The following is a 12103-nucleotide window of genomic DNA, read 5'->3' on the forward strand; positions in this document are numbered from 1 at the left end:
CGCCACAGCCAGGGCGCTCAGCGCGCAATGCGGTTGATGGTACTGCCGTTGAGGTCCGCGCCCTCAATAATACCCTTGTCCGAGAAGCTCAGGGCCAGCACCGGGTGCTTGGCCCGCGCCAGGCGGACATTGCCACCGGCCGTTTGCACCAGGTCAACCTCACCGTGCAGCCCCACCTCCCAGCCCACGGTATTGCGGAACGATACCAATGCGTCCGTGGTCATGAACAGGATAACCTTGGCGGCGCGGGTGGCACCCGGCGGCAGCTCCGCGGGCCCGGCCGAGGAGGCGTAGTAGGCGACCGGCTCGCCGTCAACCAGCAGCGTGCCCTCACCGTATTGCCCCCCAACACCGAAACCCATATTGACGATATCCGGGAATACCAGCACACCACGCGCCTTGGTCAGCAGGGCGTTGACCCCCGGCGAGTAACGCCGCAGATCATCCAGCGCCGCATCGGATTTCACTTCGATGGATTCGCGGGTATCGGCGCCCGCCGGCACCGTCGCCAGGCCCAGCAACAGCGCCATGACTGCCACTGCGCTGCGCTGCATCAGTGTGGTCATCCAGTGCACTCCTGCCCCACCCACTCCTGCGACAACTGCCACAAACGCTCGGCGGCTTCCGCGTCTACCGCCCACGGGTGCACGCCGCCCAGGCTCTTGCCGTCAGCCGGCTCTGCGACCTGGCAATCCTCGAGATAGAGGCCACCCTGGCCCTCCAGTTCAGGCGCGGTCGCCGCCCAGACTGAGGTTGCGGCGCCCTGCGGCACGGATTTGAAGGCCATTTTACCGCCCGGAAACGAGGCGGCAATCCGCTCCATGTCCTCCCGGTCCAAGTGGCGCCCCAGCTCCGTGCTGATTGCGCCGGGGTGTACCGCAAAAGCGCGTACATGGCTGGCCGCAACGCGCGTATCCAGCGCAAGGGAAAACAACACATTGGCGGTTTTCGACTGCCCATAGGACTGCCATTTGTCGTAAGGACGCTGCCGGTAATTCGGGTCCTCGAAGTCCATCGCCGCAAAGCTGTGGCCCGCAGAACTCAGGTTGACCACTCGCGCCGCACGCTGCGATGAACCTGCGGCTTTCAGGGCGGGCAACAGCAGGCAGGTCAGCAGGAAATGGCCCACGTGATTGGTGCCCAGCTGCATCTCAAAACCCTGGGCTGTGCGCCCGAGGGGGCAGGCCATAACACCGGCATTGTTGATCAGCAGATCGATTTTCGGGCAGGTTTGCAGCAGCCCCGCGGCGGCCTCGCGCACCTGATCCAGGTCCGCCAGGTCGAGCAGTGCAGAATCCAGCCTTCCCGGCAGGTTTTCCGCGCGCAGGGTGTCCAGCGCCGCATCCAGCTTGCTCCGGTCACGACCCAGCAGGTACACCGTGGCACCGGCGCCGGCAAGCGCTCGCGCCGTCTCCACGCCCAGGCCAGCGGAGGCCCCGGTTACCAGGGCCACCCGCCCGGTTAAATCCTGCCCTGCAATCACATCACTTGTAGTGGACTCGAATCCGAATGTACGCATCTACTGCTTTCCTCTGCTGTTCTGTTATCGTAAGCCATTGTGCCGGGCTATGCTGCGCCGTGTAAGCCCGGGCCGTCAATATTCGCACGGAAAACGCCATGAAAAGTCGTCCTGCCGCACCCTTCGAGCGCTGCGCTTATCTGAGCTTCGCCACGCGCAAGCGCAACGGCGATTTCGTACCCACGCCGGTGTGGTTTGCACCGGATAACGGAGTGTACTACCTGTTTTCCGCAGGCGATGCGGGGAAGGTCAAGCGCCTGCGCAATTTCAGTAGCGCGCGCATCGCGCCCTGCACGGTCAGCGGCCGGCTGACGGGTGACTGGTACGAGGCAAACGCCTACCTGGTAGACTCACCGTCGGAAATCGCGCAAGCCCTCGCCGCCCTGCGCCGCAAGTACGGCTGGCAGATGCGCGGGCTGGATGCGTTATCGCGACTCGGCGGCAAGCTGCACAAGCGCGCCTATATCCGGGTTGAGCCCGCCTCGCCAGCCGCCTGAACACCGCCTGCCCGGCGGCCCCGCCGGACCCGCTCCAGCTGCGCCGCGTACTCGCGCCGCTCACTGGACAGGCTGGCCCCCTCAATCGCCTGCTGCAAGAGCCGCTCGGCGGCAGCGTACTGTTGCAGCTTGAAGTGAATGATGCCGGTCGCCGCGAGCAGCGCACTGTCGCCCGGCTGTAGATCCAGGGCCTTACGGTACTGCAGCAGAGCCTGGCCCCAGTCGCCGCTCTCGCCGGCCATGTCACCGCGCCAGGCCAGGTAATAGGGGTTGCGCTCTCGGTAGTGTTGAATACGCGCCAACCAGACATCGCGCTCGCGGCTGCGTCCAGTCTGGTCATACAACAGCGCCAGGTTGTTCATCGCCGAACGCTCGCCACTGTCGCGCTGCAGGGCTTGCAGTAATGCCCACTCAACGGCTTCCAATTGTCCCGATTGCCGGTAGATTGCCCCCAGATTGACCCAGAGCAGCGGTAGATCGGGGCTCTGACGCAAGGCGTTGACCGCACGCATCCACGCACGGGGGAGATCCCCTTGCGCCAGTGCTGCCATGGCGAGGTTGTTGTCGTGCAGCGCCGCGGCCTCCCGGTCAGCCAGCAGGCGCGATGCGGCAATATCACGCGCTTGCAAGGGATCGATGTCCACCATGAATTGCTCGCCATGCGGCATGCGGACCATCACATTGACATGCACGCGCATGGTCAGCCGCTCGCCGATGCGGGTCCACTGGGGACGCACGTCCAGCCACTGATAACGCGCGTCCAGCCCCGCCTCCCGGGCCAGTGCGACAAACAAATGGGCAAAGGAGAGGCAATTGGCATCCCCGCTGGCAAATACCCGCGCCGCGTCACCGTCTGCTGCAGGGTTGTAGCCGACACCCAATGCGCCAGCGCCACGCACTGCTTCGTGCAGGCCAAGAAGGCGCGCGCGCGGATTCATCTCGCGTGGTGAAAAACGGGCCACGAAGTCGTGCATCTGCGGGGTGACCAGCAGCAGTGAATCAGTGCCGGGCGCTGTGGCCACATCGGCTGCCGGCAGCAGCTTGCCACTGTCCAGTACCAGGGCTGGCAGGCTATCGAGGTCAAGCGACGGGGCGACGAGTGAGCCGCAGGCACTCTGAAATACCGCGAGCACCGCCCACACAGCCGCCCGCAGCAAACGGCTTGCTTGCATAGGCTACTCCGTTGCTTACAACAGACGGTATGTCCTGCCTCAAGTATAGCGGACCGGCGACCCGCACCCCGAGAGCGCGGCGCCGATTGCCGCAATCGCCGGCAAGACCTTGGGATTAAGCGGCAGTATGCAGGCCGCATTCGCGACCATCGTGCACCTTGGTGGGGTCGAAATAGTGGCGGCAGGTGGGCAACTGGTGGCGCTGCATGTACTCCTCAACCTCCGCCTCGGACCAGTAGAAAATGGGAGCCACCTTGAGAATGCCACGATCATCGAGGGAGACGATATCCAGCGTCTTGCGATGCTCGGTTTCCTCGCGTCGAATACCGGTGAGCCAGATCTCCGGCTGCAGGTCCTCCAGCGCTCGTGCAAAGGGCTCCAGCTTGACCTGACGCGTGAACTCGCGATGTCGATCCTCTTCATCCACGGTGGGAATGCCACCCATGATGGCGTTGCGCCGCTCCGATGTCATCAACGGGCTGTAAACGCGAATATCCAGCGCGAGATCGCGAATCAGGCGCTCCGCCACCACGTAGGTGTCGCGCAGGTTGTAGCCCGTGTCGATCCAGACGGTGGGCACCGCGCGGTCCACCTGGCTCACCAGATGCAGCATAAGCGCCGCGTTGCGCCCCATGCTGGTGGTCGCAATGGTCGGGCGTCCCTGCGCCAGCGCCCACTCCACTACCGCGGGCGCGCTGGCGCCTCGCAGCATGTCATTGACGCTTTTCAAATCCATGTTTACAACAACCTTGCGTAACAGGAGTACTAAAGAACGCGAACTCTAAAGAATCAAAATTGGGCTGACAAATAACTAGATTTTATAAGGTTATATGCGAGCCTGAGCAGATGCGCCACTTTCGCTGGCCTTCAGGCACCATTGCCTCTGCCCGCCGGCGGGACAATACTCTGCGCTCAGCCGATTGGAGGAGAACACCCCATGACCAACTCACTGTGCGAGCGCCTGGGTATCGAGTACCCCATTTTCGCCTTCACCCATTGTCGCGACGTTGTTGTTGCCGTCAGCAAGGCCGGCGGCATTGGTGTGCTCGGTGTGGTGGGCTTTACCCCCGAGCAGATGAAGGAAGAACTGGATTGGATTGACGCCCACATCGGCGATCGTCCCTACGGTGTCGACATTGTCATCCCGCAGAAATACGAGGGCATGGACGCCCTGTCGGCGGAAGAGATGGAGAAGCAGCTGTGGGCCATGGTGCCCAAAGAGCACATTGAGTTCGCCGAACAGCTGCTGGCCAATGCGGGTGTGCCGGAGTGGCCGGACGGCAGCAAGACCATGGGCCTGATGGGCTGGACCGACGCCACCGCCACACCGCTTCTGGACGAGGCACTGACACGCCCGAAATGCCGCCTCATCGCCAACGCACTGGGCACGCCACCGGCGGAAAAAATCAAACAGGTGAAAGACTCGGGGCGGCTGATTGGCGCCCTCTGTGGCAAGGTGAAACAGGCGGTGCAGCACAAGGAGGCCGGCCTCGATTTCGTTGTGGCGCAGGGCGGCGAAGGCGGCGGACACACCGGGGAGGTGGGTTCCATCGTACTCTGGCCACAAATCGTCGACGCCATTGGCGACTTGCCCATGCTGGCAGCGGGCGGAATCGGCAACGGCAGGCAGATTGCCGCCGCCATGGCAATGGGTGCCGCGGGCGTCTGGACCGGTTCCCTCTGGCTAACCGTGGAAGAGGCCCACACCCAGCCGGCGCAGAAACAATCGCTGCTTGATGCCAGCAGCGAGGACACGGTGCGCTCCCGCTCCTGGACCGGCAAACCCTGCCGCATGCTGAAAAACGAGTGGACAGCAGCCTGGGAGCGCGCGGACACGCCCGACCCGCTGGGCATGCCGCTGCAGGGGCTGGTGACCTCGGACGGTATTCGCCGCACCGCGGTCTACGCCGATGCCGGCGATTGCCAGAAAATCGCTTTCAACCCTTGCGGACAGGTGATCGGGCAACTGAACACCGTCGAGTCATGCCGCCAGGTGATCTACCGGCTGCTGGACGAATACGTGGATGCCGTCGACAAAGCCGGCGGCCTGCTGCCGAAAGTCTAGCGTTCAAGCAGAGCGCCGGGCGCCGCAGGGAGGGGAGTGGGCTCAGGCCCGCCCGCTCTCCAGTTCATCATAGAGCGCCAGAAACTGCTGTGTCAGCTTGTGACTGGGTGCCAGATCCACCAGTGGGCGATGCTCGTGGTGCGACTCACGCATTTTCACCGACGCGCTGAGATAGGTTGCGCACACCGGGTAGCCCTCTTCCTCGAGCTCCGCCACCAGCTCTCCCGGCAAACGGGCCTGGCTATTAAACTGGTTGATCACAATGCCTTCCACCGCGAGGTCCGGGTTGTGGTCCTCCTGCAGCTCAGCGATATTATCCATGAGGGAATAGAGGCTCTGGCGGGCGAAACTGTCGCAGTCAAAGGGCACCAGCACGGTGTCTGCTGCAATCAGGGCGGACTTGGAGTAAAAATTGAAATTGGGTGGGGTGTCGATGTACACCCGGTCGTATTCCGCGTCCAGTTTTTGCAGCGCATCACGCAGCTTGTAGATCTTGTAGCGCGACTCCAGCTCGCGCTCCAACTGCGTCAGCACAGGGCTGGAGGGCAGCAGGAACAGGTTTTCCCAGGGGGTTTCCCAGACGAAGGAATCCGGGTTCTGGTGCATCTTGCGCGAGCCCACGGTCTGCTTGAACAGCCCGGCTGCGCCCTGCGCCTCGGCCGGAAATGCATCGGCATCAATCTCGCCCACCAGGTAATGGGTGGTATTGCCCTGCACGTCCAGATCCACAACCAGCGTACGCAGGCCGCGGGCGGCGCTGATGGCCGCCAGGTTGCAGGTAATACTGGTCTTGCCCACACCGCCCTTCTGGTTAAATACAACGCGCTTCATGGTTTCTTGCCTCCGGGCGGCTTGCTGCTGGGGCCGGGGAGTGTAGCCAATGCACCCCGTGTTGGGTAGGGGAAGCCGCCTTCAGGCGGCCCAAACGCGACGGTACAGGGCCACGATATCCGTTGCTTCCGGCACGCGTGGGTTATTCCCCGGCGAACCGGATGCCAGGGCCTGTGCTGCCATGGTGTCCAGGTTGGCAAACCAGTGCTCCTCGGCGATGCCCCACGCCCGGGGGCCGGGCACCTCCAGGTCAGCGGTGAGCTGATGCAGCCCCGCCACCAGGCGATCCGCCGCCTGCGTGTCGCTGTCACGCGCCTGTGCCAGCCCCATGACGCGGGCGCACTCCGCATAGCGCTGCGGCGCATGGCCGACCGACCAGGCCGTCACCTCCGGCAGGAGCATGGCATTACTGAGGCCGTGCGGCACATGAAACAGCGCGCCCAGCGGACGACTCATACCGTGAATGAGGGTGACAGACGCGTTGGCAAAAGCAATACCGCCCTGGGTGGCCGCCAGCATCATCGCCTCGCGCGCTCCCCGGTTGTCGGGATCATCACAGGCCGTGCGCAGGTGCTGGCTGATACTGGCCAGCGCGGTGAGGGCAATACTGTCGGTAAAGGCGTTGGCCTTGCGGCTGACATACGCTTCCAGCGCATGGCACAGGCTGTCCAGACCGGTGTCGGCCGTTAACCGACGGGGCATACTCAGGGTCAGCTCAAAATCCACCAGCGCGGCGACCGGCACCAGACCCAGCCCCATACAGAGCATCTTTTCCTGGGTGAGCGTGTCGGTAATCACGGCCGCGCGCGTCACTTCGGCACCCGTGCCCGCCGTTGTGGGAATGGCAATAACCGGCAGGCCGGTGGTGACCGTCGCCGGCACTGCGAAATCGCGCATTGCACCACCGTGCAGTGCCAACACCGACACCGCTTTCGCCGTATCCAGCGAACTGCCGCCTCCCAGCGCCACCAGGCAATCAAAATCCCCACTGCGCAACTGCGACAGACAGGCTGCAACACTGTCTGTTGTGGGGTCGGGAACGCATTCGGCGAACACCGGGCAGGCGACACCGGCACGCATGAGCGGCTGCAACAACCGCTCTGCAAAGCCACACTCGGCCAGAAAGGGGTCCGTCACCAGCAGCGGCCGGGCCAGCCCCAGTTCACTCAGCGTGTCCAACAGCGTCGCACTGGCACCGGCCCCGATGCGCAGGATGCGCGGCAGGTGAATACTGGCCGGCGCCATAACGCTCACTCCTCAATGCCGAGCAAATGGATCTCAAACACCAGCGCCGTATTCGGTGGAATGGCGTCACCGGCACCCTGCGCACCGTAGGCCAGCGCCGGCGGACAGGCGATGCGCCATTTATCGCCAATGCGCATCAGCTGCAGCGCCTCGGTCCATCCCGGAATCACCTCGTGGACACCAAAACGCGCCGGCTCCCCGCGATCCACGGAGCTGTCGAATACCGTACCGTCAACAAAAGTGCCGTGATAATGGGTGACAACATTGCTGCGCGGCCCGGGACTGGCGCCCTCACCCGCCTCCAGCACCTCATACTGCAAACCGCTGGCGGTGGTACTGACCGCGGGGCGCTGCGCATTGGCCTGCATGAACTGCTCCGCCAACGCCTCGCGCTTCGCCACCAGCTCGGCGGCAACGGCCTGCTGTTTGGCCTTGATGGCATCGTAGCTGGGGTTCAGTTCGCCGTCGGCAAGCACTGACTGGCGCTCGTTGTACCAGTGCTGCAGGCCCGCCATCACCGCCGCGAGGTCCAGCCCGGGAAAGTCGTTACGCAGCAATTGGTCGCCAAACTGCAGGCCGAAACCGTAGCTGACTTTCTGTTCATCGGTGGTCAGTTCGACCTCGGGTTGTAGTGGCATGCGGGGCTCCAGGATCGGCTGTTAAAAAGTAGAGGCATCAGTATATCAGGGGGGGTGAAGTCTGGGTTGTTGCGGGTGGGGCTGGGTGCTGTGGGTGGGACTAGGTGCTGTGGGAGGGTGCTTCGGGGTGGCGGCCCGTTAGGCCGCTGCGTCGCTCCGGAGCACGGGGGTCTTTTTGCTCCACTGCGGGCGCATGCGGCGCGCGGTCCTTTGGGGGTTCTTGCGCTGCCGTTTGGCGGCGTGCTGGTTTAAGGGTTTTGCATCTATCAGGGCTGTTGAGTGCTTGGGGGGCGTTTGCGTACTCGCAGGGCTGGGGGTTGGCAGGGCCTAAGGCGAGGCTGTGTTCGCGCCGACGCCCTCCGAGTCCGCAAAAAGACCTCCGCACACCGGATCAACGCGGGGGTGTAGAGCCAACTATGCAGCATCTACGAAGCGATAAGCGTATCGTCAACGTACCCGCGTGGATTTGTGCGGCGGGTTGTTTCCTGCGGACTTGGAGGGCGTCGGTGCGCCCACCACACTCTCTTAAACGCACCCCACCACCAGCCCTGCTAGTGCGTAAAGGTCCCCCCAAGAACACCCAAAGGACCGCGCGCCGCATGCGCCCGCAATGGAGCAGGAAACAACGCGCCGTGCAAAGCAACGCAGCGGCCCAACGGGCCGCCGAGCCACCAAGCCCCCAACCTCAGGGCAACTCACGCACCCGGTGCCGCTGATAACGCTCCGCCGTCATCTCCGTATGCCAGACATCAAAACGCCCCGACTCCAGATCGTCATAGGCCTGAAAAATCGAATCGTTCACCTCGGGATAAGCCACCTGCCCCCAGGGGCACTCTTCACGCGAGAAAAACCCGGCGTCCAGCGACTCCGGGCCCGGGCACAGAGCTTCGTCGTTTACACGGGCCCTAAACGCCACATACACCTGATTGATGAACGTGATTGTGCCCATCATATAAAATGACAGCGCGGATGCCGGCAGCACCACACCCGCCTCCTCACGCAACTCGCGCGCCGCACCTTCCGCCAGAGTTTCGTCCTGCTCCAGAAAGCCTCCCGGTATGGCCCAGGACCCCACCTTGGGGGGCAGGGCACGCTGCACCCAGAGCAGGCGCTTGTTGCACGCGATAAACGTGGTCACCACGATCATGGGGTGATCGTAGTGCAGACGCGCGCAGACGGTGCAGCGCCAGTGGTTGCGCAGCTCGCCGCCTACCACATGCGGTTCCAGCGTTGCGCCACATTGAGGGCAATAACGGGTCATCGGCGCTGCGCCCGATGCGGGCACATATCTCCTGAGGCCTGAGTGAAAGGAGCAAAAATAGCACTTTGCCTGAACAAAAGCATCGGCACTACACTGTGCGCCTGTCAATTCAAGGAGTGAGACCGTGCATCGCGACCCCCAGGTGCAGCTGTTGCTGACCGGCAACGAAATCATGAGCGGCGACACCGTCGACTCCAATTCGGCCCTGATCGCCCAGCGCCTGGCAGACATCGGGCTCAGCATTTACCGCAAGGTCACCGTGGGCGACGACCGGGCACTGCTGTGCCGTGAGCTCACGGCGATGGCCTCGAGTGCGGATGTCCTCATCGTCAACGGCGGGCTCGGGCCTACGGTGGACGATTTGACCGCTGTGGTGTTGGCAGAAGCCGCGGGGGTGCCATTGGAGGAGCACCCCCAGGCGGTCGCGCACCTGGAGGCCTGGTGTGGTCGGCGCAATATCCCGCTGGATGCCGCCAACCGCAAGCAGGCACAGCTACCCGCGGGGTCCCGCATCGTGGACAACGCCATTGGCAGCGCCGTGGGCTTCGAGCTTTACCTGGGCAGTTGCCGGGTGATCTGTACTCCCGGCGTGCCGGGGGAGCTGCGCCGCATGCTCGACCTGATCGTCGACAACCTCGCTGCCGCCCTGACCCGCCCGGCGCAACGGCATATTCTGCGCCTGCAAACATTTGGCCTGGGGGAGTCCAGCGCACAGCAACTGATCAACGATGCCATCCCGGACTGGCCCGCCGCGGTGGAGCTGGGTTTTCGCGCCGGGGCGCCCCAGATGGAGATCAAGCTGGCCGTGGATGATGCCGCCGACCTGCCGTTGCGCGACCGGTGTGAGCAGCGGCTGCGGGAGCTGGTGGGCGACCACATCATCGGCGAGGGGGATACGCTGCTGGCGGCGCGGGTATTGGAACTGCTGGGCGCGCGCGGGCACACCCTGACGACGGCAGAATCCTGCACCGGCGGGCTGATCGCCAGCCAGCTGACACGTATTCCGGGATCATCGCAGGCCTTTCACGCCGGCTTCGTAACCTACGCCGACGCAATCAAGTCGAGCGTGCTCGGGGTCAGCGAAGCGACGCTGGCAAACCACGGTGCGGTGAGTGAGGCGGTGGTGCGGGAGATGGCCCTGGGTGCCCTGGAGCGGGCCCGGGCCGACTACGCCATTGCCGTCTCGGGCGTTGCCGGGCCGGAGGGCGGCACGCCCGACAAACCGGTGGGCACGGTCTGGCTGGCCTGGGGCACGGCTGAGGATTTACGCACTCGCTGCCTGCTGTGGCCAGTGGAACGCACGCTGTTCCAGACCATGATTGCCGCCGCCGGCCTGGACATGATCCGCCGGCAGCTGCTGGGGCTGCACAGCGAGCCGCGTTACTTCGCGCAGCGGCGCGCGCGCTGACTACTCGGCCGCGGGTTGTGTGGCTGGCGCCCGGTGCCATACCAGCGTGTGGTAGCGGAGGGTGCCGCCCACTTCATCCTTGCCGGTCAGCACCAGAGTCTGCCCATCCAGTTCTGCGTGGCGCAACTGCTCGGTGCCCGGAAAGTTCGGGTTCAGGCTTTGCGTCACGTAGTGCACAACGCTGCCATTGACCACCCGGTAACGCCCCGCATAGTGAAAATAACTGCTGTAGGCTGACGCGCGCTGCGCATCGGGCACTTTGCGCGGGCTGGCATCTTCGGGCAAGCGGGCGCGCTCACGTCGATTGATGGAAGCACTCATCCAGCCATCTGCCGTATACACGAGCAGACCCAGGGGGTCCTCGCCGAAGGGGCTGCTGAAGTCATCCCGGCCCTCGTAGCCAATTGACCACGACTCCAACTGCCAGGCACCAACCAGTTGCTGCTGTTCAACCATTGCTCTGTTTCACTCCTTGACCACATGCCATTCTGTTCACGGTTGCAGGCGCTCTATGCGCCAGCCGTCGCCTTCCCGGTAGTAACGGAACCGGTCGTGCAGGCGATGCGCTCCACCTTGCCAGAACTCGATCCGCTCTGGAACAACCCGATACCCGCCCCAGAAGTCCGGCACCGGGATATCGCCCTGGGCAAACTTGCGCCGCAGGGCGCTCATCTGCGATTCCAGCACCGCGCGCGCCGACACCGGCCGACTCTGGCGCGATGCCAGAGCCGCGAGCTGGCTCTCCCGCGGGCGGCTGAGAAAGTAGCGCGCCGATTCCAGTGCCGACAGGCGCTCCGCCCGGCCGGCAACAATCACCTGGCGCTCCAGCGTATTCCACGGAAACAGCAACGATACCTGGGGGTGGCGGCTGATGTCCGCCGCCTTCGCACTGCTGTAATTGGTATAGAACACAAAGCCACGGGTGGCGACATCCTTGAGCAGCACGATACGCTGCCAGGGACCGCCATCTTCATCCAGCGTGGCCAGCACCATGGCCGTGGGGTCGGCAATCTCGCTCTCCACTGCCTGCTGCAGCCAGGTCTCGAACTGGGCAATGGGACAGGGCGCCAGCATCTCGCGCCGGAGTCCGCCGGCCAGATACTCGCGCCTGAATTCCTCGTAATTCACGGCGTTAGTCCTGCAAACAAAGCGGCATTATAGATCATCGGATGTGCTGGGAACGACCGGCGCGCGCTGTTGCATGGCGGGTATCTGGGGAAACGGGAACAACTGCCGCCACTGGGCACCGAAATCGTCCTGTGGCGTACGCGAGAACGCCGCCTGGTAGCGGTTGCTCAGCAGGGCCGTGAGTTCATCCTCATCAGCGCAGCCGAGCAGCACCGCCACCTCAAGCAAACCTTCAAGGCGCAGGCGCTGTGCCGGCGGCGCATCCCGCCCCTCGGCGAGCGGTGCAAACAGGCTATCGAGACGCTCCGTTATGTGCTCAAGCAATGTATTCACTTCGCC

Annotated in this window: 14 protein-coding genes; 3 read left to right on the top strand and 11 right to left on the bottom strand. The window is 64.0% G+C overall.

The window, feature by feature from the left end; all coding sequences use genetic code 11:
• Positions 1–17: 17 nt before the first annotated feature.
• Together EGJ68_RS16975 and EGJ68_RS16980 are read right to left on the bottom strand one after the other, a co-directional pair.
• The gene (locus EGJ68_RS16975; RefSeq protein WP_123035731.1) at positions 18–566 is read right to left on the bottom strand and encodes a lipid-binding SYLF domain-containing protein; all 549 of its coding nucleotides are present in this window, start codon (positions 564–566) and stop codon (positions 18–20) included.
• A complete protein-coding gene (locus tag EGJ68_RS16980) occupies positions 563–1519 on the bottom strand; it encodes an SDR family NAD(P)-dependent oxidoreductase (RefSeq protein ID WP_123035732.1) in 957 nt (318 codons plus the stop codon). The genes EGJ68_RS16975 and EGJ68_RS16980 overlap by 4 nt, the downstream gene beginning before the upstream one ends.
• A gap of 98 nt (positions 1520–1617) precedes the next feature.
• Between EGJ68_RS16980 and EGJ68_RS16985 the strand changes: the two genes are divergently transcribed.
• Positions 1618–2016 (top strand): PPOX class F420-dependent oxidoreductase, encoded by a 399-nt coding sequence (locus EGJ68_RS16985; RefSeq protein WP_123035733.1) that lies wholly within the window; start codon positions 1618–1620, stop codon positions 2014–2016.
• Here EGJ68_RS16985 and EGJ68_RS16990 read toward each other — a convergent pair.
• Positions 1980–3188: a transglutaminase-like domain-containing protein gene (locus EGJ68_RS16990; protein WP_123035734.1), complete on the bottom strand. Its 1209-nt coding sequence runs from the start codon at positions 3186–3188 to the stop codon at positions 1980–1982. The genes EGJ68_RS16985 and EGJ68_RS16990 overlap by 37 nt on opposite strands.
• Positions 3189–3303: 115 nt before the next feature.
• Positions 3304–3924, bottom strand: a complete 621-nt coding sequence (locus tag EGJ68_RS16995; protein ID WP_123035735.1) for a phosphoadenosine phosphosulfate reductase domain-containing protein — start codon at positions 3922–3924, stop codon at positions 3304–3306.
• A gap of 201 nt (positions 3925–4125) precedes the next feature.
• On the opposite strand from EGJ68_RS16995, the gene EGJ68_RS17000 reads away from it, so the two are divergent.
• Positions 4126–5253 carry a nitronate monooxygenase gene (locus EGJ68_RS17000; RefSeq protein WP_123035736.1) on the top strand — a complete coding sequence of 376 codons (1128 nt, stop codon included), beginning with the start codon at positions 4126–4128 and terminating at the stop codon, positions 5251–5253.
• Between the two features lie 42 nt (positions 5254–5295).
• Here EGJ68_RS17000 and EGJ68_RS17005 read toward each other — a convergent pair whose 3' ends face one another.
• The 4 genes from EGJ68_RS17005 to EGJ68_RS17020 all read right to left on the bottom strand — a co-directional run bounded on the left by EGJ68_RS17005 (position 5296) and on the right by EGJ68_RS17020 (position 9252).
• On the bottom strand, positions 5296–6084 hold the full coding sequence (locus EGJ68_RS17005; protein WP_123035737.1) for a ParA family protein: 789 nt from the start codon (positions 6082–6084) through the stop codon (positions 5296–5298).
• Between the two features lie 81 nt (positions 6085–6165).
• Positions 6166–7329 carry an iron-containing alcohol dehydrogenase gene (locus EGJ68_RS17010; RefSeq protein WP_123035738.1) on the bottom strand — a complete coding sequence of 388 codons (1164 nt, stop codon included), beginning with the start codon at positions 7327–7329 and terminating at the stop codon, positions 6166–6168.
• Positions 7330–7334: 5 nt separating this feature from the next.
• Complete coding sequence (locus tag EGJ68_RS17015) at positions 7335–7967, bottom strand: FKBP-type peptidyl-prolyl cis-trans isomerase (protein ID WP_123035739.1); 633 nt, start codon at positions 7965–7967, stop codon at positions 7335–7337.
• A 685-nt stretch (positions 7968–8652) separates the two neighbouring features.
• Positions 8653–9252 (bottom strand): NUDIX hydrolase, encoded by a 600-nt coding sequence (locus EGJ68_RS17020; RefSeq protein ID WP_158283723.1) that lies wholly within the window; start codon positions 9250–9252, stop codon positions 8653–8655.
• A gap of 100 nt (positions 9253–9352) precedes the next feature.
• Between EGJ68_RS17020 and EGJ68_RS17025 the strand changes: the two genes are divergently transcribed.
• Positions 9353–10636: a CinA family nicotinamide mononucleotide deamidase-related protein gene (locus EGJ68_RS17025; protein ID WP_123035740.1), complete on the top strand. Its 1284-nt coding sequence runs from the start codon at positions 9353–9355 to the stop codon at positions 10634–10636.
• On the opposite strand, the gene EGJ68_RS17030 is transcribed toward EGJ68_RS17025, so the two are convergent.
• The 3 genes from EGJ68_RS17030 to EGJ68_RS17040 are packed head-to-tail and all read right to left on the bottom strand — an operon-like array spanning position 10637 to position 12097.
• Positions 10637–11092 (bottom strand): lipocalin-like domain-containing protein, encoded by a 456-nt coding sequence (locus tag EGJ68_RS17030; RefSeq protein WP_123035741.1) that lies wholly within the window; start codon positions 11090–11092, stop codon positions 10637–10639.
• A gap of 36 nt (positions 11093–11128) precedes the next feature.
• Positions 11129–11764, bottom strand: coding sequence for a pyridoxamine 5'-phosphate oxidase (pdxH, locus tag EGJ68_RS17035; protein ID WP_123035742.1), 636 nt, complete (start codon positions 11762–11764; stop codon positions 11129–11131).
• 27 nt (positions 11765–11791) lie between these two features.
• Entirely contained in the window at positions 11792–12097 is a 306-nt protein-coding gene (locus EGJ68_RS17040; protein WP_123035743.1) for a hypothetical protein, read from the bottom strand.
• Positions 12098–12103: the final 6 nt, after the last annotated feature.

It is taken from the genome of Haliea alexandrii, assembly GCF_003719295.1.
Classification (GTDB): Bacteria; Pseudomonadota; Gammaproteobacteria; order Pseudomonadales; family Halieaceae; genus Haliea; species Haliea alexandrii.